General features: G+C 72.4%; 19 protein-coding genes and 2 pseudogenes. 14 read left to right on the top strand and 7 right to left on the bottom strand.

The window, feature by feature from the left end; translation table 11 throughout:
* The first annotated feature begins 205 nt into the window (after positions 1 to 205).
* Positions 206 to 448: a hypothetical protein gene (locus AB0A94_RS13525; RefSeq protein ID WP_361743418.1), complete on the top strand. Its 243-nt coding sequence runs from the start codon at positions 206 to 208 to the stop codon at positions 446 to 448.
* A gap of 205 nt (positions 449 to 653) precedes the next feature.
* Positions 654 to 821 carry a hypothetical protein gene (locus AB0A94_RS13520; RefSeq protein WP_167353471.1) on the top strand — a complete coding sequence of 56 codons (168 nt, stop codon included), beginning with the start codon at positions 654 to 656 and terminating at the stop codon, positions 819 to 821.
* A gap of 246 nt (positions 822 to 1,067) precedes the next feature.
* Here AB0A94_RS13520 and AB0A94_RS13515 read toward each other — a convergent pair.
* Together AB0A94_RS13515 and AB0A94_RS13510 are read right to left on the bottom strand one after the other, a co-directional pair.
* Positions 1,068 to 1,796, bottom strand: a pseudogene (locus AB0A94_RS13515) (hypothetical protein); the annotation flags it as partial.
* A 199-nt stretch (positions 1,797 to 1,995) separates the two neighbouring features.
* Entirely contained in the window at positions 1,996 to 2,871 is an 876-nt protein-coding gene (locus tag AB0A94_RS13510; RefSeq protein ID WP_361743415.1) for a PhzF family phenazine biosynthesis isomerase, read from the bottom strand.
* 248 nt (positions 2,872 to 3,119) lie between these two features.
* Between AB0A94_RS13510 and AB0A94_RS13505 the strand changes: the two genes are divergently transcribed.
* Positions 3,120 to 4,223 (top strand): ABC transporter substrate-binding protein, encoded by a 1,104-nt coding sequence (locus AB0A94_RS13505; protein WP_361743412.1) that lies wholly within the window; start codon positions 3,120 to 3,122, stop codon positions 4,221 to 4,223.
* A gap of 13 nt (positions 4,224 to 4,236) precedes the next feature.
* Here the strand turns inward: AB0A94_RS13505 and AB0A94_RS13500 are convergent, their stop codons facing one another.
* Entirely contained in the window at positions 4,237 to 4,815 is a 579-nt protein-coding gene (locus AB0A94_RS13500; protein WP_361743410.1) for a hypothetical protein, read from the bottom strand.
* Positions 4,816 to 5,018: 203 nt separating this feature from the next.
* Here AB0A94_RS13500 and AB0A94_RS13495 point away from each other — a divergent pair, with 203 nt between their 5' ends.
* The 3 genes from AB0A94_RS13495 (at position 5,019) to AB0A94_RS13485 (ending at position 8,394) form a co-directional block, all read left to right on the top strand.
* The gene (locus tag AB0A94_RS13495) at positions 5,019 to 5,816 is read left to right on the top strand and encodes an endonuclease/exonuclease/phosphatase family protein (RefSeq protein ID WP_361743709.1); all 798 of its coding nucleotides are present in this window, start codon (positions 5,019 to 5,021) and stop codon (positions 5,814 to 5,816) included.
* A gap of 173 nt (positions 5,817 to 5,989) precedes the next feature.
* Positions 5,990 to 7,447 (top strand): cytochrome P450, encoded by a 1,458-nt coding sequence (locus AB0A94_RS13490; protein WP_361743407.1) that lies wholly within the window; start codon positions 5,990 to 5,992, stop codon positions 7,445 to 7,447.
* A gap of 167 nt (positions 7,448 to 7,614) precedes the next feature.
* Positions 7,615 to 8,394: a class I SAM-dependent methyltransferase gene (locus AB0A94_RS13485; protein ID WP_361743404.1), complete on the top strand. Its 780-nt coding sequence runs from the start codon at positions 7,615 to 7,617 to the stop codon at positions 8,392 to 8,394.
* Between the two features lie 147 nt (positions 8,395 to 8,541).
* Here AB0A94_RS13485 and AB0A94_RS13480 read toward each other — a convergent pair.
* Positions 8,542 to 8,904: pseudogene (locus AB0A94_RS13480) on the bottom strand (N-acetyltransferase); the annotation flags it as partial.
* A gap of 112 nt (positions 8,905 to 9,016) precedes the next feature.
* Positions 9,017 to 9,613 carry an ABATE domain-containing protein gene (locus AB0A94_RS13475; RefSeq protein WP_361743401.1) on the bottom strand — a complete coding sequence of 199 codons (597 nt, stop codon included), beginning with the start codon at positions 9,611 to 9,613 and terminating at the stop codon, positions 9,017 to 9,019.
* A gap of 96 nt (positions 9,614 to 9,709) precedes the next feature.
* Between AB0A94_RS13475 and AB0A94_RS13470 the strand changes: the two genes are divergently transcribed.
* Positions 9,710 to 10,498: an MBL fold metallo-hydrolase gene (locus AB0A94_RS13470; RefSeq protein ID WP_361743398.1), complete on the top strand. Its 789-nt coding sequence runs from the start codon at positions 9,710 to 9,712 to the stop codon at positions 10,496 to 10,498.
* A gap of 135 nt (positions 10,499 to 10,633) precedes the next feature.
* Here AB0A94_RS13470 and AB0A94_RS13465 read toward each other — a convergent pair whose 3' ends face one another.
* Entirely contained in the window at positions 10,634 to 10,930 is a 297-nt protein-coding gene (locus tag AB0A94_RS13465) for a GlsB/YeaQ/YmgE family stress response membrane protein (RefSeq protein WP_361743395.1), read from the bottom strand.
* Between the two features lie 342 nt (positions 10,931 to 11,272).
* Between AB0A94_RS13465 and AB0A94_RS13460 the strand changes: the two genes are divergently transcribed.
* The 7 genes from AB0A94_RS13460 to AB0A94_RS13430 all read left to right on the top strand — a co-directional run bounded on the left by AB0A94_RS13460 (position 11,273) and on the right by AB0A94_RS13430 (position 16,762).
* Positions 11,273 to 11,395 carry a hypothetical protein gene (locus tag AB0A94_RS13460; protein ID WP_361743392.1) on the top strand — a complete coding sequence of 41 codons (123 nt, stop codon included), beginning with the start codon at positions 11,273 to 11,275 and terminating at the stop codon, positions 11,393 to 11,395.
* Positions 11,396 to 11,585: 190 nt separating this feature from the next.
* On the top strand, positions 11,586 to 12,527 hold the full coding sequence (locus tag AB0A94_RS13455) for a Rieske (2Fe-2S) protein (RefSeq protein WP_361743706.1): 942 nt from the start codon (positions 11,586 to 11,588) through the stop codon (positions 12,525 to 12,527).
* Positions 12,511 to 13,053, top strand: a complete 543-nt coding sequence (locus tag AB0A94_RS13450; RefSeq protein ID WP_361743390.1) for a DUF1360 domain-containing protein — start codon at positions 12,511 to 12,513, stop codon at positions 13,051 to 13,053. Before AB0A94_RS13455 ends, AB0A94_RS13450 begins: the two co-directional genes overlap by 17 nt.
* Before the next feature lie 490 nt (positions 13,054 to 13,543).
* A complete protein-coding gene (locus AB0A94_RS13445) occupies positions 13,544 to 14,743 on the top strand; it encodes a hypothetical protein (RefSeq protein ID WP_361743387.1) in 1,200 nt (399 codons plus the stop codon).
* Positions 14,744 to 14,754: 11 nt separating this feature from the next.
* Entirely contained in the window at positions 14,755 to 15,345 is a 591-nt protein-coding gene (locus tag AB0A94_RS13440) for a hemerythrin domain-containing protein (RefSeq protein ID WP_361743384.1), read from the top strand.
* A gap of 122 nt (positions 15,346 to 15,467) precedes the next feature.
* Complete coding sequence (locus AB0A94_RS13435) at positions 15,468 to 15,956, top strand: DUF2243 domain-containing protein (RefSeq protein ID WP_361743381.1); 489 nt, start codon at positions 15,468 to 15,470, stop codon at positions 15,954 to 15,956.
* Positions 15,953 to 16,762, top strand: coding sequence for a cytochrome c oxidase assembly protein (locus tag AB0A94_RS13430; RefSeq protein ID WP_361743378.1), 810 nt, complete (start codon positions 15,953 to 15,955; stop codon positions 16,760 to 16,762). The genes AB0A94_RS13435 and AB0A94_RS13430 overlap by 4 nt, the downstream gene beginning before the upstream one ends.
* A gap of 16 nt (positions 16,763 to 16,778) precedes the next feature.
* On the opposite strand, the gene AB0A94_RS13425 is transcribed toward AB0A94_RS13430, so the two are convergent.
* Entirely contained in the window at positions 16,779 to 17,312 is a 534-nt protein-coding gene (locus AB0A94_RS13425) for a hypothetical protein (protein WP_361743375.1), read from the bottom strand.
* Positions 17,313 to 17,371: the final 59 nt, after the last annotated feature.

Genomic DNA, 17,371 nt, shown 5'->3' with positions numbered 1-17,371 from the left:
ACGTCCGCTCGCCGTGGACGGCACGGTCGACGTGCGGGCGATGCGGGCGATCACATCCCTGCCGTGAACCACCGTCCACGGCGGACGAGTCGGATCGACGGCCGACCGCGGGATCGACCACGATCGTGTGCGGTGAAGTGGCGCGACGGGGGTACCGGCTGGGTGACGCGTGACGGTACGGCTCAGGAGGGCGATGGTGGAATCGATGAGTCAGTTGCGACAGCTCAGAGCCGTGTATGCGGGCGGCGTGGTCGCCTGGACTCTCTGTCTGTTGCTGACCCTGGTGCAGGAGAACGGGTCGGCACGGCAGATCGTGGTGCTGTTGGGCCTGCTCGCGGTCTTCCTCGTCCTGCTGCTGTGGTCGACCTGGTGCCTCTGGGAAGCCGGGACGCGCCGTCCGGCGGGCAGGATGGCGGGCCCGGCGAACACGCGTTTCGAGCAGCCCTGACGGCCGTTCCGGGCGGGCGGCCGCCGGGCCCGCGGCCGCCCGCCCGGAACGGCCCGGTGGACCCCGTACGCCCCGGTCGGGGCGGACCACCGTGTGCCCTGCGGCCGTCAGCGAACGGGCCACGCGGTACCAGGTCGCGTGTGTCCGCGTCTGTGAGCGCGACGGCCGGGCATACGGGCTTCATCCCTATGAGAGGAGTTCGTTCATGCTCGGTATGGTCGCGGCGGTGCTTTTCTTCATCGCGTTTCTGATCAACGCGGCGGAGATCGGCACCAACGACGTGTTCTCTTCGGTGAACGTCATGCTGCTGGGGCTGACCGCCCTGGCCCTGCACGTGGCGGGAATCGGGACCGGCTGGTCCCGCCGACGCTGACCCGGGCCCGCGCGGGCCCGGCACAGGTGTCCCGGGCCCGCGCGAGCCCGTCCGCCGCCGCCCCGTCGTGGACGGCGATCGCTGTCGCACGGTGATCGCCGCAGCCCTCGGCCGCATCGGACGGCACCTCGACGGCGTGAGCGGGCCTACCGGGAGAACCTGCCCGAACGGGTCCGACATCACCCGGACCGCCAGGTCGACGACGTGCCGGAGCCGGGACACGGAAGCACACCGTCGAGTTCCTGGTCACGGGTGAGGCCCGAGCGGTCGCACGGCTGGACGGCGTGCCGTATCGGCCCCATGGCCGCGCGGCTCCGGCACCACCTCCGACATCACGGACGGTGGCAGCGATGGGTTGGCGGCGGTGGCTTCCACGACGTACCGGTCGTCGGCGGGGAGCAGTTCGGCCACGACCGACGGCGGGAGGGACGGATGCCCGGCGGCCACGGGCCGTGCCTGCTCGTCCGCCAGGCAGGCGAGGAGCGCCGGGCCCGTCGCGTTGCGGTGCCGGGCGATTTCACGGAACGCCTTCCGCACCGGCGGCACATGTGCGGCCGGGTCCTCCAGCAGCGCCGGCGGTGCGTCCGGATTGGCCGCCACTTCGGCGAGGGCCCGAACCCCGTACCGTTCGACCGTACGGCGCAGCTGCGCCTCGGAGAGGCCCGGGTGGGGCGCGATGGACTTGACCACCTTCGCGTCGGGATCATCGGCCAGGACGTCGCGGATCCCGGCCGGCAGATCGCGTCGTTCGGCCAGGAGCATCCGCACGGCCGGATTCGGCGACCTGGACAGTTCCCCGACCTCGAGGGGAGAGGCGGCCGCGATCCTCGGCAGCAGCGTCGGGCCGATCCTGACGACGCCGGCCAGGCGGGAGAGCACGCCGAGCGGCACGCGGGGGTTGTGCGCGAGACCGCGCCGCACGTCGGGGCCACGGTCGGTCCCCAGCGTACGCATCAGGGCACCGTCGATCGCCGGTCGTCTCCCGCCCGAAGCCGCACGGGCCGCCACCATGCGCCTCGGCGTCGGCCGCGACGCCCGCGCGATCTCCGGCGCACACGCGGACAGTTCGCGCGGCGCCAACGACGGGCGGGACGAAGGCGACCGGCTTCGGGTGGTGGCACGGGGACGGCGGAGCCGGTCGGGCGGCGAGCGCGCACCGCGGGAGAACGGCCCCTCAGCCGATGCGGGCTCCCGCGCCGCCGACCCGGACGCGCGGGTCACCCGCGCGCAGCGTCACCGTGAGCCGGCCCGGGCGGCCCAGGTCCTCGCCCTGGTGCAGGGTGAGGACGGCGTCCTCGGGGACCAGCCCGAGCTCACGGGCGTACGCTCCGAACGCCGCCGCCGCGGCGCCGGTCGCCGGGTCCTCGACGACGCCGCCGACGGGGAACGGGTCACGGACGTGGAAGACGGTGGCCGACTCCCGCCACACCAGCTGGACGGTGGTCAGATCCAGGCGGTGCATGAGGGCTTCGAGGCGCGCGAAGTCGTACGAGAGATCCGCGAGACGGGCCCGCGTCGCCGCCGCGAGCACGAGATGACGGGCGCCGGCGAACGCGATACGGGGCGGGAAGGCCGGATCGAGATCGGCGGCCGGCCAGCCCAGCGCGGCGAGCGCCTCCGTGAGGTCGGCGTCGGCGATCTCCGCGACGTGCGGCTCGACGCTGGTGAGCGTGGCGCTGAGCGTCCCGCCCTCCTCGGTCACCTCCACCGGCACGGTGCCGGCCCGCGTCGCGAACACCAGCTCCCCAGGGCCCGTCCGCTCGGCGAGGGCGACGGCGGTCGCGACGGTGGCGTGCCCGCAGAACGGCACCTCGGCCTTGGGACTGAAGTAACGGATGCCGTACACCCGCCCCTCGGGACCGTCGAGGCCCTCCGGGGGCGCGGTGAGGAACGCGGACTCCGAGTACCCGAGATCGGCGGCGACGGCCAGCATGTCCCCGTCGTCCAGAGCGGTGGCGTCCAGCACGACACCGGCGGGGTTTCCGCCGTCGGGGCTGCTGGAGAAGGCGGTGTAGCGCAGTACCTCGGGCCGCGGCGCATTCGTCGTCATGCTCGCGGCAACACGGCGCGGGACCGCGGCTATTCCCGGACGGGCCGCGGGGAGACGGCCGCTCGCGAAGGGCCCGCGCGACGGAGTGAACGGGCGAGTGGTGGGGAAGGGAGCAGCGCGCGCATAATCGGTTGCCCGCCGGCGGCGGTGGTGGATGCGATGTCCGGCATGACGATCCGGGCGCGCCCCTCACCCTTCCGCGATCCGGGCGGCACGCGACCGAACCGCCCCACAGGAGACGCCGACGCATGAACGCGCCGTCAGCACCGCCGTCCGAAGCCGAACGGGCCGTCCGGATCGGCGCTCTCGTACCGCTGACCCGGCCCGGCTGGACCGAGGCGGGCCGGCACCTGCTCGCCGGACTCGAGCTGGCCGTTCGCGACGTCAACGACGGCGGCGGGATCGCCGGAAGGCCACTCGAGCTGGTGGTCCGGGACACCGCGGCCGATCCGCACAGGGCGGCGGCGGCCGTGGACGAACTGGCCCGCCTGGGCGTGGCCGCCTTGGCGGGGGAGTACCACAGCGTCGCCGCCCGCGCCGTCGCCGCCCGGGCCGACGCCCTCGGCCTGCCGTTCCTCTGCTCGTCGGCGGTGCTCGACGCGCTCACCGAGCAGCCGACGCGATGGGTCGCGCGCCTCGCCCCGGCACAGTCCCACGGCTGGCGGATCTACGCGGACTTCCTCCTCGGCGCGGGCCACAGCCGCATCGCCGTGGCCACCGAACCGAGTGCCTACTGGGCATCCGGATCCCGCATCCTGCGGGACCACCTCGCACCACGCGGCGGCACCGTGACCGGACTCGACATGAGTGCGCTCACCCCCACGGCCGTGTGCGACGCACTCGTCGACCACCGCGCGACAGCCCTCCTCCTTCTGGTCGGCCACCCGGAGCCGGCCGTGTCGATCGTCAGGTCCGTCCGCCGGGACCGGCGCCTCGCCGAGGTCATGGTCGGTGCTCCGGCCGGGCAACCGGAGTTCACCCGATGGGCGACGCTGCTGGGCGACGACGGCGCCGCGGTCCCGTTCCTGCGCTACCTGCCCGAGCGCCTCGGCCCGCTCGGCGCACGGGTCGAGGCGGTGCTGCGCGAGCGGCTGGCCGAAGCACCCTCCTTCGTCGCCTTCGAGGGCTACGACACGGTCGCCGTCCTCGCCGACGCACTGCGTTCTCACGGCGGGGGACGGGCGCGCACGGCCGAACCCTGGCCGTGCGCCGCAGTCGAAGGCACCCGCGGGCGGATCCGGTTCTCCCGCCCGCCGGGCAGCAGCGTCCGGCAGTGGGCCTGGCCGCCGGTCCAGGTCGTCGACCGGGACCCGGCGAACCCCGACCGTTTTCGGATCCTCCACACCGGCTGAGGATCCAAAGGATTCACAGGGGGAGGTGAACCTCCGTCACGACTGCCGTGCCGGCCACCGTCCGGTCCTCGTGCATGCTGATCCGCCGGCCGGCTTCGACGTGCCTCCAGTGCGAGGGGGTGAGGGGAACGAGACGAACAGCGGCCCGGCCGCCGGGTTCCAGGAAGGGCACGTCCTCGACCCGGAGCCGGGCGATGCTCACCGTGACACCACCGGTGGGTGAGAGGTTCCCGATGTCCCACATGGGCCGCAGCTCACCATGACCGGAGATCGGCGTCCTGCGCCGTGACTCGGCAACCGGACGAAGCGTCAGATCGGCCCGGATCACCCCGTTCCGGATCTCGGAGCACCGCCGGTGGCACCAGGCCGCGCTCCGCTCGAGGTGAAGCCGCTCGGCCGCCCCGGCAAGCCGCTCCCAGAACGTCAGGGGCAGCGGATGTCCGTCCCCGAGCTCCTCCAGCAGGTTCAGCGCGATCTGCCACTCGTCGTGGGCGAGGTGGTCCCAGACGTCCCCCACCGTGATGTCGTTCCCCGTGGCGATCTCCTCCGGAACCAGGAGCGAAGCCGACTCGAGCAACTCGATGACATCCATGGCGCAATGATCGGTCACGTGCCGGGTCGCGTCGTTCCTGCTCCCGGGACCGGGCGGACGGTCCCACCGGCCGGACGCGCCCGTGTCGCCGACGACACCGTCCCATAAGCTCGTGCGGGGAAGCACCGGATGCCAGGTGTCCGCACATCGAGGAGGCGACAGTGCTCGGAAGGGGCGCGCGGTTGCTCACGGGCGCCGTGATCATGGCCTGCATGGTGCTCCTCGGCTCCAGCGCACCGAGCGGAGCCCCCTTCGCCAGGCCCCTGCCCGTCGGTGCCGCCGAGGACGTCGTACCGAACCGGGTCATGACGTGGAACATCTGCAACCCCTGCGAGACGAGCAACGTCGACCGGGCGGCGGAGATCGCCACGTACGCGCCCCAGGTCATCGGCCTGCAAGAAGCGTGCGTGCGGGACGTCGAGAGGATCCGGGACTATCTGCGGCGCCTCTACGGACTGGTCTACCACGTCGAGTACGGAACGGTCCTGCGGAACTGGGGCCGCTGCGGGGGAGCGCCGTGGAGTCCGGGAGCCTACGGCCAGGCGATCCTCTCGGCGGCACCGATGACGGACCGGGTCAACGTGGAGTACCCCGACGGAGGATCCGAGGACCGTGGGTACATGGCGGTCACCACCGTGGTGGGCGGCCGGTCCGTACGGGTCTTCAACACGCACCTCGCCGAACGGCGTCAGGAAGCGGTGAGGGCGGACCAGGCCGGCGTACTCGCCGCGGTCGTCGCCCGGCACGACCGCGCGATCGTTCTCGGAGACTTCAACGCCGTGCCGGACGCTCCCGAACTGACCCCGATCTGGGCACTGGCCGAGGACACGGATCCCCGGTGCCGTCCCTCGTACGCCGGCACCTGCGAACCGACCACCGACTGGCACAGCAAGTTCGACTACGTCTTCCTGCGAGGCGTCACCCCGCTCGAGCACCGCGTGGAACCCACCCCGTACTCGGACCACGACATGCTGCACACCGACGTGGACCCGGTCCGCTAGGTTCCCGCCACCGTCGGTACAGGCGATCCGGCCGGCTCCGGGCCCGGGTACAGACCGAGCGGGGGCGAGCGGGCGGGATGTGACGCACACGTCATGGAGTCGCCGCATCCCGCACCGCGGTCCTGGGCAGACATCGGCCGCCCCGACGGACTCACACGAGGAGCACCACGGCTGTGACCGCCCCACCCGTCATACCCGTCCCCACCCGGACCGCACCCGGGGCCCTGCCCCTGCTGGGCCATGCCCACCGCCTCGCACGTGACCCCCTGCCCTTCGTCACGTCGCTTCGCCGGCACGGCAGCGTCGTACGCATACGCATCGGACCGACCGCCGCCTACGTCGTCACCGATCCCGACCTGACCCGCAGAGTTCTGGTCACCGAGGCCGCCCACTACGCCAAGGGCGGAAAGATCATCGACGCGTTGCGCGTCTTCTTCGGCGACGGCCTGGCCACCGTCGCCGACGGCGACACGCACCTGCGCAACCGGCGCCTCATGCAGCCCATGTTCAACAAGGCGCACATCGCCACACGCGGCAGCGCCATGATCGACCAGGTCCGGTCGATGGTCGGGGCATGGCGGGAGAACGAGAAGCGCGACGTCTTCGCCGACATGAACGACCTCACCCTGGCCGCGTTCCTCGTCGCCCTCTTCGGCACCGACCTGCCCGAGCACCTGCGGACCGAGTTCACCGCCCTGATGCCGGCCATCATGCGAGGCACCATCCGGCAGACCGTCCTGCCGCCCTGGGCCACCCGTCTGCCGCTGCCCGCCAACCGCGCGCACGCCGCACGCGTCGCGCGACTCCGCGATCTCGTCGACCGGGCCATCGACCACCACCGCACGTCCCTGCCGAGCGAGCCGCCCCACGACGCGGACACCGGCCCGGCGTGCCCGCACGCACCATCGGCCCAGGGTGGTCTGTTCGCCGCACTCCTCACCGCGGACCGGCCCTTGACGCGCCGGCACCTGCAGGACGAGGCCATCACCCTGCTGACCGGCGCCATCGAGACCACCGGCACGACCCTGGCGTGGACTCTCTACGAGGTCAGCCGGCACCCTGACGTCGAGCAGCGCCTGCGCACCGAACTGGCGGACGCCTGCGGCAACCGCCCACTGCGCTACACGGACCTCGAGAACCTTCCGTACGCCCGTCAGGTGCTGCGGGAAGCCATCCGCAAGTACGGGCCGGCCTGGATGGTCACCCGCACCGCCACCCGCGACGTGGAGCTCGGAGGCCACCGCATCCCCGAAGGAGCCGACGTGGTCTGGAGTCCGTACCTCCACCAGCACGATCCGTCCCGCTTTCCCGCCCCGGACGTCTTCGACCCCGACCGCTGGGCCCCACATCGTCCTCCGGCCGCCCGCGGCTCCTTCCTCGCCTTCGGCGACGGCCGCCGCAAATGCATCGGCGAGAACTTCGCATGGGCCGAGCTCCAGATCATCCTGGCGGCGATCCTCCAGCGCTGGCCGCGCATCGAGCTCGTGTCCCGCGACCCGCGGCCTCAGGCGGTGGTGACGGTCAAACCCGACACGATTTCCATGCGGTACGGCCACCGTGATGCCGCCACTGCGGCCGTGGACGGTCACCCGCTCTCCCCTCGGGAGTCTCCCGGCTCGGCGGGGGACTGATGTACAGGGAGCAGCGGATGAGTGCGTCCTCGCCGGCCTCGCGTCCCGGGGCCCGCACGACGTCGGGAAGACGAAGCGGTACCCGGGCGAGGAGCGCCGCAGGGGTGGCCGTCCCCAAAGCGGTGAGGCGGATGGCCGAGCGCCGCCGGCACCGCTAGCGTAACGGTGTGGACCAGGAGCAACGGCTGCTGCACGCCTCGTCGTTCGGGCCGGCGGCGGCCGAGTACGCCGAGCACCGTCCGGACTACGCGCAGGATGCGGTGCGCTGGGCGCTCGAACCCGCGCCCGGCCCGCGCGTGCTCGACCTCGGCGCCGGAACCGGCAAGCTGACCGCCACGCTGCTCGCACTGGGTGCCCGGGTCGTCGCGGTCGAGCCCGACCCGGCGATGCTCGCCGAGCTGCGCCGCTCGCTGCCCGCTGTCCGTGCCCTGCGGGGCAGTGCCGAGGCGATACCGCTTCCGGACGCGTCCGTCGACGCCGTGCTGGCCGGCAACGCCATGCACTGGTTCGACATGACCGTCGCCGGCCCCGAGATCGCCAGGGTCCTCGCGCCCAGCGGCATCCTGGCCGGCCTGTGGAACGTCATGGACGACCGGGCCGAGTGGGTTGCCGGGCTCGCACGGGTCAGCGGGAGCGCGGCCGTCGGCCCGCGTGACACGCCCACCGCCTGGCGTGCCGAGACGGCCGGCGCACACCTTCCGGAGAACGGCGCCGCCGCCCGGTTCGGCTCTCCGGAGCAGGCCGAGTTCCCGCACGGGCAGCGCCGCACCGCCGGCTCTCTCGTCGCGACCCTCGCGACGCGCGCGGGGGTGCTGGTCATGCCGGAACACGAACGAGAGGCCACGCTGGACCGGATCCGCGCCTTCCTCGCGAACAGACCGGAGACCGCCCGCGGCGAGTTCACCCTCCCGATGCTGACCGGCGTGCTGCGCGTCCGTCGGCTGTGAAGCCCCACGACGAAGACCCGGGCGGTCATGCACGGCCGCATCGTCACGTCACGGGCGACGGCCCGGACACGCCGTACCGGCTCGGCGGTTGCCGCCGTGGCCGCCACCCGGCGAGTCCGCTCCCGCGCCGTCACGTGGGCCGGCCCGGCCCTTCGGCTCCGGCTTCCGGTCCTGGCCGAGGAGCCCGAGCAGCACCTCGTCCAGGAACTCGCCCGTCACCCAGGCCGGGGAGCGCGGCACACCCTCGCGGACGAAGCCGTTGCGCTCGGCGGAGCGCAGCGTCGCGGTGCCGACCAGTGTGCCGCCGTCCAGTTCGATCACGGAGAACGGGACGTGTCCCTGCTCCTCGTCGTCCACCACGAGCCGCGGATCCCTCGAGCCGGACGTGATCGGCCGCCACGGCCCGCTCTCGGCCCGCGAGGCGTCGACGTCGTCGTCGTGGAGCCCGGTCCGCAGAACCGGGATGTCGTCCTGGTGCCGGGCCCTGAGCCCGACCTTGGCCCCCTTCAGCGTGCGGGCTTCCCACCGGACCGGGTCGACCCGCGGCGAACGACACAGGAGGCGAAGGCCGGGAAGCGCTCGGCCTCGCGTTCGCGGTGACGGTGGGTGCGGGCGTCGCCGGTCACTCCGAGGTCCGCCGGGCGCGGGCGGCGCGGGCGCGGTCGCCGCAGCGGGTGGAGCACCAGTGGCGCCGGCCGTGAGTGCGTACGAGGAAGCGGTCGCAGGGTGTGGAGCCGCAGGCTGCGAGCAGGTCGGCGTCCCGGCCGGTGAGCAGGTCGGCGGCGTCGGCGGCGAGGGTCGCCAGCGCGTGGCTGACGGCCTGGTCGGTGGGGTGCGCCTGGACGCGGCGCGGTCCCCGCGGTCCGTCCCAGGCGAGCAGGGGAGCGGTGGGCACGGCGGTGAGTGCCTCGTTGACGGCCCGCAGGGACGGCTCGGGCGGGGCGGTGCCCTCGACGCGGGCTTCGAACAGGGCCCGCACATGGCCGCGCAGCGTGCGCATCCGCCGCGCGCACACTTCGTACAGCCTGACGTCCGGAGCGGTCAGGTCGTGGGCGGCGAGCCAGCGCATGGCGGATTCGGGGGAGGCGAGGAGGTCGTAACTCTGGTCGGCGGGGAGGGTCGCGACGGTGTCGGCGAAGTCGAGCGAGCGGTACCGGTCGGCGCCCGGAGCCGGGGGCAGCGCGGTGGGGGTGACGTCGGCGAGCACGATCTCTTCCACGTTCTCATGGTAACGCTTGTGTTTTTCCGTGACGCCTCCCTATCGTGAGTCATGGAAAAAGAGACTCTCATCCGTGACTAGTCGGGAGTGGTCCGCATGTCCCAGCACGACGCCGAGCAGATCCAGGTCCGCACGTTGGGCGGTCCCACCGCCCTCTTCGAGTACGGCGGCCTGCGCTTTCTGACGGACCCGACCTTCGACGGGCCCGGCGACCACGCCTCCCGGGGCCCGACCCTGACCAAGACCGCCGCCTCCCGCGCCACCCCCGCCGAACTCGGCCCCGTCGACGTGGTCCTGCTCTCGCACGACGAACATGCCGACAACCTCGACACGTCCGGACGCGCCATGCTCGCCGACGTCCCGCTCACCCTCACCACCCCCGGCGGCGGACAGCGGCTGGGAGGCACGGCCAGAGGCCTGGCCGACTGGGAGTCGATCGTCCTGGACCGGCCCGACGGGGGCACGGTCACCGTCACCGGTGTCCCCGCCGTCCACGGCCCGGGCCCGCGCGAAGAGATCGAGCCGATCACCGGCCAGGTCGTCGGCTTCGTGCTCACCGGAGACGGCCTGCCCACGGTCTACGTCAGCGGCGACAACGCCTCGCTCGACGCGGTCAGGGAAATCGCGGGGCGTTTCGGCCCGTTGGACACCGCCGTCCTCTTCGCCGGAGCCCCTCGCTTCCCCATGCTCTTCGACGGTGGGCTGCTCGTCCTCGACAGCGCCCGGGCGGCGGAAGCCGCCCGGATCCTCGGCGCCCGCCGCGTCGTCCCCGTCCACCACGACAGCTGGGCCCACTTCACCGAGGGCCGCGACGACCTGGAGGCCGCCTTCACCGCCGCCGGCCTGGCCGACCGCCTGGACCGGAGTTGGGTCCAGCGCGCCTGAGTCCACCGAACCGCGCGGCGGGGGCGTCCGCCGGATCGCGCCCTGGCACACGTGGGTGCCCCCGTCCGAAGACGGGGGCACCCACGTGGACATGGCTGGTTCGTCCTGCGCCAGGTCGCGTCGACCGTCGGGCCGTTACGCGTGGACGTGGCCGCGGCGATGGCCGCGCCCGTGTCCGCGGCCGGTGAACAGCCGGTACAGCGCCAGCAGAATGACGGATCCGACGATCGCCGCGATCCAGGTGGACAGGTCGAAGAAGCCGTCGATCGAGTCGACTCCGAAGATCACCTTGCCGAGGAATCCCCCGAGGAGCCCTCCGGCGATACCGATGAGCATGGTGATGATGATTCCGCCCGGGTCCTTGCCCGGCATGAGCGCCTTGGCAATGGCTCCGGCGAGCAGGCCGATGAATATCCACGCGATGATGCCCATCACAGACTCTCCTTGCTGTCGGTTCGCCGTACGTGTGTCCCCGGATCACATTTCCTAACTGAACTGACTCGTGTGCGGTCGGCTTGGGGTGTCTCATGCTGGTGCCCGGTCGGTGGGAGAGCGCCGTTCCGTGTCGTCGGCGCGACCCGTCCGAAGCAAGCCCTGCCTCCTCAACCCCCCCTGAGGAGGGGCGTTCTCACGCTTCTCCGAGGGGCACGGGGGTCACCGGCGCGCCGTCGTTCCATGGACGAGCGGTGGTCGTCGAGGAGATCTCGCCGCGGGGGCGGAACGGTCGCGTCGGACGGTAGGGGCGTCCTCGATCCGGCAGCGGGCGACGGCGTCATGACCATCACCGCGCAGGGCGAGAACCTCGAGCAGCGCGTGGCCGGCACCGGGGTCGATGCCGAGGCTCCGCCGGCCGGGGAGATGGCCGGCACGACGGACAAGGCCCTCCGGCAGAGCTGAGCGGCAGAACCCCGGCCGGCGTCGGCTGCCTCCGCCGTGCGTCCGGCGACCGGACGGCGGACGCGGCGCCCCTGCACGCCACAGGCAGGCCCTTGCACGCCACAGGCAGGCAGGACCGCCGGAGCCGCTGTTTGCCCCCCGGCCCTCGGGGGACCCTGCGCTCATGAGCAAGAAGCGAGGTCGCCGCCCCATGCGGCAGAACCGAGTGCTGTGGCTGCTGGACGCCCTGGAGCGCGAGCCCAGGGCGGACGCGGTGATCGACGCGCTCGGCAGGGGAGTGCGGGCGCTGCCGCTCGGCCGCGCACGGGACGTGTTGCACGGCAGATGGCTCGGCCATCCGGTGCACCCCTTGATGGTGCAGGTGCCGATCGGCACCTGGATGTCCGCCGCGGTGCTCGACCTGCGGCCCGGCCGGTCCCGGGAGGCCGGCCTCCTGGTGGCCGTCGGGCTGGCGGCGGCCGGCCCCGCGGCCCTGGCGGGCGCGGTCGACTGGGCGGAACTCCACCGTCAGCAGAAGCGTGTGGGGCTGGTGCACGCGCTGGCCAACACGACGGCCGTGGGCCTGTACGGTGCCTCACTCCTCCTTCGTCTCTCCGGGCGGGCCGGGGCAGGTCGCGCGTGCGGCTTCCTCGGTCTGACCGCGGTCGGTCTGGGGGGCGTGCTCGGCGGCCACATGGCGTATCGGCAGGCTTCCGGTGCCAACCACGCCGAGGAGGTGCCGCACGTCGTCGGACGGGGCTGGCACCGGATCGGCACGGTGGACGAGTTCCCCGTCGGCCGTCCCGTACGGCGCACCGTGGACGATGTGCCGGTCCTGGTGGTGCGCGAGACCGGTGGAGCGATCCACGTGCTGGCCGAGCGGTGCAGTCATCTGGCGGGACCGCTGTCCGAGGGCACGGTCGCCGACGGGTGCGTCCGGTGCCCCTGGCACGGCAGCGTCTTCCGGCTCTCGGACGGCTGGAACGTCCGCGGCCCCGCCACGGCGCCCCAGCCCGCCTTCGACAGCCGCGTCGTCGCCGGGCATGTCGAGGTCAGCCTGCGCGGGGCGGGGCGGGACGCGGCGGGCGGCGGCGAAACGGACGAGCCGGTGACGGGGGCAGGACGGGGCAGGGGCCATGGGCGCAGTGACTGACGGCCGTTTCGCACCCCGTCTCAGGGAACTGCTGCGCCGCACCGAGCACGCCTACGCGGCGGGGGACGAGCGCCCGCTGCGTGGCTATCTGGCCGCCATGGCGGCTTTCGGGGCGTACACAGCCGGTTGGGCGACGGTGGTGAAGATGCGTGGGCGTCCCCTGCCGGACCGGCCCGTGCCCTGGGACGTGGCCCTGACCGCTGTGGCGACGTTCCGGCTGAGCCGGCTGCTGAGCAAGGCGTCGGTGACCAGTCCGCTGAGAGCCCCCTTCACCACGTTCGTCGGCCCGCAGGGGCCGGCCGAACTGCACGAGGAGGCTCGATCCGACGACGGCAACGCCACGGTCGGAGAGCTGGTGACCTGCCCGTTCTGCATGAGCGTCTGGGTGGCCTCGACCCTCACGGCCGGACAGTTGCTCTGGCCGCGCGCGACCCGCACCACCATGGGGGCGCTCACCGCGCTGGCCGGCGCGGACGCGCTGCAGCTGGCGTACGCCGCCCTGGTGAACAGGACGACCGGCGAGTGATCCCGGCGCGGACGCGAGCTCTGTGGTGTACAGGGCGGGGAAGGCGCGTGGCGTGGACCGGAACCCGCGCCTTCTCCGGCGTACCCGCGCACCCGGTGCGCCACTGACGCCTGCGGCAACGGCTCCGCCACGGACGCCTCCGCCCCGGCGACCTCGGCGGCAAGGACGAACACGGCGACGTACCCGGTCCCCGTTCGAGGCACCCGTGCGGCCGTGAGCTTCCGTCTGTCGGGACCGGTAGTTCCTCTCGAAGGAGGAACAGGGGGTTCGAGGGTTTCCGACGGGACGCCGACACGCTTCACCGGCGAGCGCGGACCTCCCTTCTCGTTGACCCGTTCAGGGGAACAACGAGGCCTGCACGCGTGAGCGGTGGCTCAAAAGCACCTGTGATGAACAGACTGGTGAGCGGATCTGTGCTCGTTGCCTGCACCGGGGTACCTAGGCGACGCGGCGCGCGCCCCTCAACCCACGCCCGCAGGAGGCACTCCCCATGACGTTCAATCCGTTGGAGCAGCGGGGCATCCCGCTGGACCGCCAGCTGCGCAGCTGGCGTGAGCTGAACGTGGAGCCGATCGACCCGGACCGGTGTGATCCGTACACCCGGTGCCGGATCATCACGATGAACGGGATCGAGGTGGAGGCCATCCTGTTCAGCCACCAGCTCGCCCGGCACACGGCCGACCCCGAGATCAAGCGGCAGCTGGCCCGCGTGCGGTACATCGAGGCGCAGCAGCAGAAGGCGGTCAACTGGCTGCTCCCCGGCGTGTCGTCGGTGCTGGAGACGACGATCGCCTACGAGCAGGTCGCGGTCGACCTGACGGCGTGGGTGGCGCGGATGGAGCCGGACCCGTACCTGAAGCAGGCGTACCAGTTCGGTGTGCTGGAGGACTTCGACCACCTGTACCGGTACGCGAACCTGTACGAGATGATCGAGCACCGCAAGGCGGAGTCGATCGTCGACAACCTGAACGAGGTCATGCCGGGCCGCCCCACGCGGTTCCACCACCGTGATCCGGTCGACAACGTCCGCGACCCCTACGCCAAGGACGAGACGAACCCGCTCTCCAAGCTGCACGCACTGACGATCATGTCGGCGGAGCAGCAGACGATGAACTTCTACATGAACACCGGCCCCACCTACATGGAGCCGATCGCCCGCCAGCTCTACCAGGAGATCGGGCTGATCGAGGAGGAGCACGTCACCCACTACGAGTCCCTCGTCGACCCCGGTGAGACGTGGTGGGAGCAGCTGGTCAACCACGAGTACAACGAGTGCTACCTGTACCACTCCTTCATGGAGCAGGAGAGCGACCCCAAGGTGAAGGCGATCTGGGAGCTGCACCTGAACATGGAGCTGGAGCACCTGCACGCCGCCTGCGACCTGATGCGCCGGCACGACGGCCGCGATCCCGCCTCGGTGCTGGCGCCGGAGCTGCCGAACGTGCTGACCTTCGAGCCGAACAAGGGCTACCTGCGGGAGCTGCTGGAGACCCAGATGGACCTGACCACGCTGGGCGCCGGCTACGTGCGCGAGGCGCACGAGCGGTTCGAACGGATGCAGGAGGCCATCCACGGCGGGGAGGCGCCGCCGAGCGACCGGGTCATGACCGAGCACGACGAGATGTTCGGCCGTGAGTACCGCGTCCAGACCGAGGGCGAGCACCCCGACCCCGCCATGCGCGAGAAGTAGGGGAGACCTGAATGTCCGACCTGCACACCCCGCACGCCGGCGACGATCGTGCCCGGGACGACGACGTGGTCGCCCTGCTGATGCGTCAGCACGGCGACATCCGGAATCTCTTCGACGAGGTCGAGGCCACCACCGGCGATGAGCGGCGCGACGCCTTCCGGCGCCTGGTACGCCTGCTCGCCGTCCACGAGACCGCCGAGGAGGAGGTCGTCCACCCCTTCGTACGGCGGGCGGTGCCGGGCGGTGAGCAGGTCGTCGAGGACCGGCTCACCGAGGAACGCGAGGCCAAGGAGACCCTCGCCGCCCTCGACGAGATGGACACCGACGACCCGGAGTTCCTCCCGCGGCTGATGCGGCTGCGCACAGACGTGCAGACGCACGCCCGGGCGGAGGAACGCTACGAGTTCACCCACATCCGCCGCAATGCCGGTGCGACCAACCTGGCCGCCATGGCCAAGGCCATCAAGGCCGCGGAGGCCATGGCACCCACCCGTCCCCACCCGGGAGTCGAATCCGGTGCGGCCAACGTGGCCCTCGGACCGGTCGCCGCCCTGATGGACCGCACGAAGGACACCGTCCGCAAAGCCATGGGGAAAGACTGATTCCCCGATGAGCCCGGGTCGGCCGGACGTCGTCCACGGCACCGGCCGACCCCGGGCTCACGACGCTCCGCGGGCGGACGGAGAGCGGCAGACGATTCCCTTCGGAAAGGCGGACGCACACCGTGAGGCCCCGTGACCACTGGGCGGACGGAGGCGACACGGGACGGCCCGGGCCGCGGCGGTCGCTGCTGGTGTGCGCGGTGATCGGTGCGGCCGTGATGGCGGCCGTGGACGAGATCGTCTTCCACCAGATCCTGCACTGGCATCACTTCTACGACCGTTCCACCTCCGGTGCGGGTCTGGTGTCCGACGGTCTGCTGCACACCGCGGAGCTGCTGGCGCTGGTCGCCGGCTTCTTCCTCTTCGCGGACCTGCGGCGCCGTCACGCACTGTTCCCCGCGTACGCCTGGGGCGGGTTCTTCCTCGGCCTCGGCGCCTTTCAGATATTCGACGGCGTCGTCGACCACAAACTGCTGCGCCTGCACCAGATCCGTTACGGCGTGGACGTCACCCCGTACGACTGGGCGTGGAACCTGACGGGCCTCGCCCTGCTCCTGATCGGCCTGGGGATCGTCGCCCGGGCCGCGCGACGAGGACGACGGTCACCGTGACGGACCGTCCGCTTCCGGCCGTCGTTCCCCTGGCCGTCCTCGCGTGCGTCCTGGCCTGTGTCGCGTATGCCACGTCCGCAGCCGGGCTGAGACGCCGCGGCGACGCCTGGCCGTGGCGACGGGACTGCGCCTTCGTCGCCGGGGGCGCGGCCCTGATCTGGGGACTGTGCGGGTGGCTGCCGGGCGGGCCGTTCACCGCCCACTCGGCGCGTCACCTGCTCGTGGCCATGGCCGGCCCTGTCCTGCTCGTCGTCGCGCGCCCGCTCACCCTCGCCCTGCGCGTGCTGCCGCCGGGCACGCTCCGCCGAGGGCTGTTGCGCGTGGCGCACTCTCCCTTCGCCGCGTGGTCGCTGTTTCCTCCGACGGCCGCGGCCGTCGACATGGGCGGGCTGTGGGTGCTGTACCGCACCGAGCTGCTGTCCGCGGCGCATCACCGCCCCGCCCTGGGCGCGGTCCTCGAACTGCACATGCTGCTCGCGGGCCTGCTCTTCTCCGCGGCCGTCTGCCAGCTCGATCCCGTACGCCGGCGGTGGAGCCTGCCGCTGCGGGCGACGACGCTGCTTCTGGCGGGGACGGCCCACGCCGTCCTCGCCAAGAGCCTCCATGCCACCGGCCCGCCGGGCACCTCCTTCGCGACACACGACCTGAGCCTCGGGGCACAGGTCATGTACTACGGCGGTGACGCGGTCGACGTCGTGCTGGCGCTGGTTCTCGCCGTCCAGTGGTACACGGCCACCGGCCGGCGCCGGGCGAGGAACGCCGACCGGGAACGCCGGGCAGGCGGTCCCCACTTCGTGACCCGCTGATGTCCTCGTGCGGCGTTCACCGTCCCAGGGCCCGACCACGGGGCAAGGGCCCCACGTCCGCGTGACGGCCGGGACGCACCGCGGCGTGGCGCTGCCCCGGGCCGGGGCCCGTACGGGCGGCCAGGGCGTCGGCGACGGCTCCCGTGGCGAAGGCGTACACCGTCTTGTGCACCAGGTCGATCACGAGTTCGCCGCGGGGCCAGGTGGAGGGAGGAGCGCCGACGCCGGTGGTGTTCTCCAGGATCTGGTCGCTGGTGAGGCGCACGACGGCGAACTGCGCCGACGGCCACCCTCCGCGCAGCCCGGCGTGCGACATCACCGACCTCAGGACGCCGAGGAGGGCGCCCTGCCCCACGTGCATGGCCAGGTTGACCGGCAGGGACTGACGGCCCGGGTGCTCCGGCAGGCCGCTCAGACGTTCCAGGGTGCGTGCGGGCACATGGGAGTCGGGACGACCGGTGAACCGCTGCTCCGCCTTCTCTCCCAGCGTCATCACCAGCACCCCGGCCGTACCGGCGACCAACCCCTGCCACAGTGCGCTCTTCACCATGCGGCCCCGGGTACCCGCACCTCCCGTCCTCACCTCGGCGGGTGAGTTCCGGCGTTCCC

This window comes from Streptomyces sp. NPDC044984, assembly GCF_040646935.1.
Taxonomy (GTDB): domain Bacteria; phylum Actinomycetota; class Actinomycetes; order Streptomycetales; family Streptomycetaceae; genus Streptomyces.
This window is presented reverse-complemented; position numbering and strand designations above follow the sequence as displayed.

Excerpts from the sequence above, each read along its gene's own strand:
- AB0A94_RS13525 (WP_361743418.1), top strand. The coding sequence starts at position 206 with ATGAGTCAGTTGCGACAGCTCAGAGCCGTGTATGCGGGCGGCGTGGTC.
- AB0A94_RS13520 (WP_167353471.1), top strand. The coding sequence starts at position 654 with ATGCTCGGTATGGTCGCGGCGGTGCTTTTCTTCATCGCGTTTCTGATC.
- AB0A94_RS13510 (WP_361743415.1), bottom strand. The coding sequence starts at position 2,871 with ATGACGACGAATGCGCCGCGGCCCGAGGTACTGCGCTACACCGCCTTC.
- AB0A94_RS13505 (WP_361743412.1), top strand. The coding sequence starts at position 3,120 with ATGAACGCGCCGTCAGCACCGCCGTCCGAAGCCGAACGGGCCGTCCGG.
- AB0A94_RS13500 (WP_361743410.1), bottom strand. The coding sequence starts at position 4,815 with ATGGATGTCATCGAGTTGCTCGAGTCGGCTTCGCTCCTGGTTCCGGAG.
- AB0A94_RS13495 (WP_361743709.1), top strand. The coding sequence starts at position 5,019 with ATGGCCTGCATGGTGCTCCTCGGCTCCAGCGCACCGAGCGGAGCCCCC.
- AB0A94_RS13470 (WP_361743398.1), top strand. The coding sequence starts at position 9,710 with ATGTCCCAGCACGACGCCGAGCAGATCCAGGTCCGCACGTTGGGCGGT.
- AB0A94_RS13465 (WP_361743395.1), bottom strand. The coding sequence starts at position 10,930 with ATGGGCATCATCGCGTGGATATTCATCGGCCTGCTCGCCGGAGCCATT.
- AB0A94_RS13460 (WP_361743392.1), top strand. The coding sequence starts at position 11,273 with ATGACCATCACCGCGCAGGGCGAGAACCTCGAGCAGCGCGTGGCCGGC.
- AB0A94_RS13455 (WP_361743706.1), top strand. The coding sequence starts at position 11,586 with ATGCGGCAGAACCGAGTGCTGTGGCTGCTGGACGCCCTGGAGCGCGAG.
- AB0A94_RS13450 (WP_361743390.1), top strand. The coding sequence starts at position 12,511 with ATGGGCGCAGTGACTGACGGCCGTTTCGCACCCCGTCTCAGGGAACTG.
- AB0A94_RS13445 (WP_361743387.1), top strand. The coding sequence starts at position 13,544 with ATGACGTTCAATCCGTTGGAGCAGCGGGGCATCCCGCTGGACCGCCAG.
- AB0A94_RS13440 (WP_361743384.1), top strand. The coding sequence starts at position 14,755 with ATGTCCGACCTGCACACCCCGCACGCCGGCGACGATCGTGCCCGGGAC.
- AB0A94_RS13425 (WP_361743375.1), bottom strand. The coding sequence starts at position 17,312 with ATGGTGAAGAGCGCACTGTGGCAGGGGTTGGTCGCCGGTACGGCCGGG.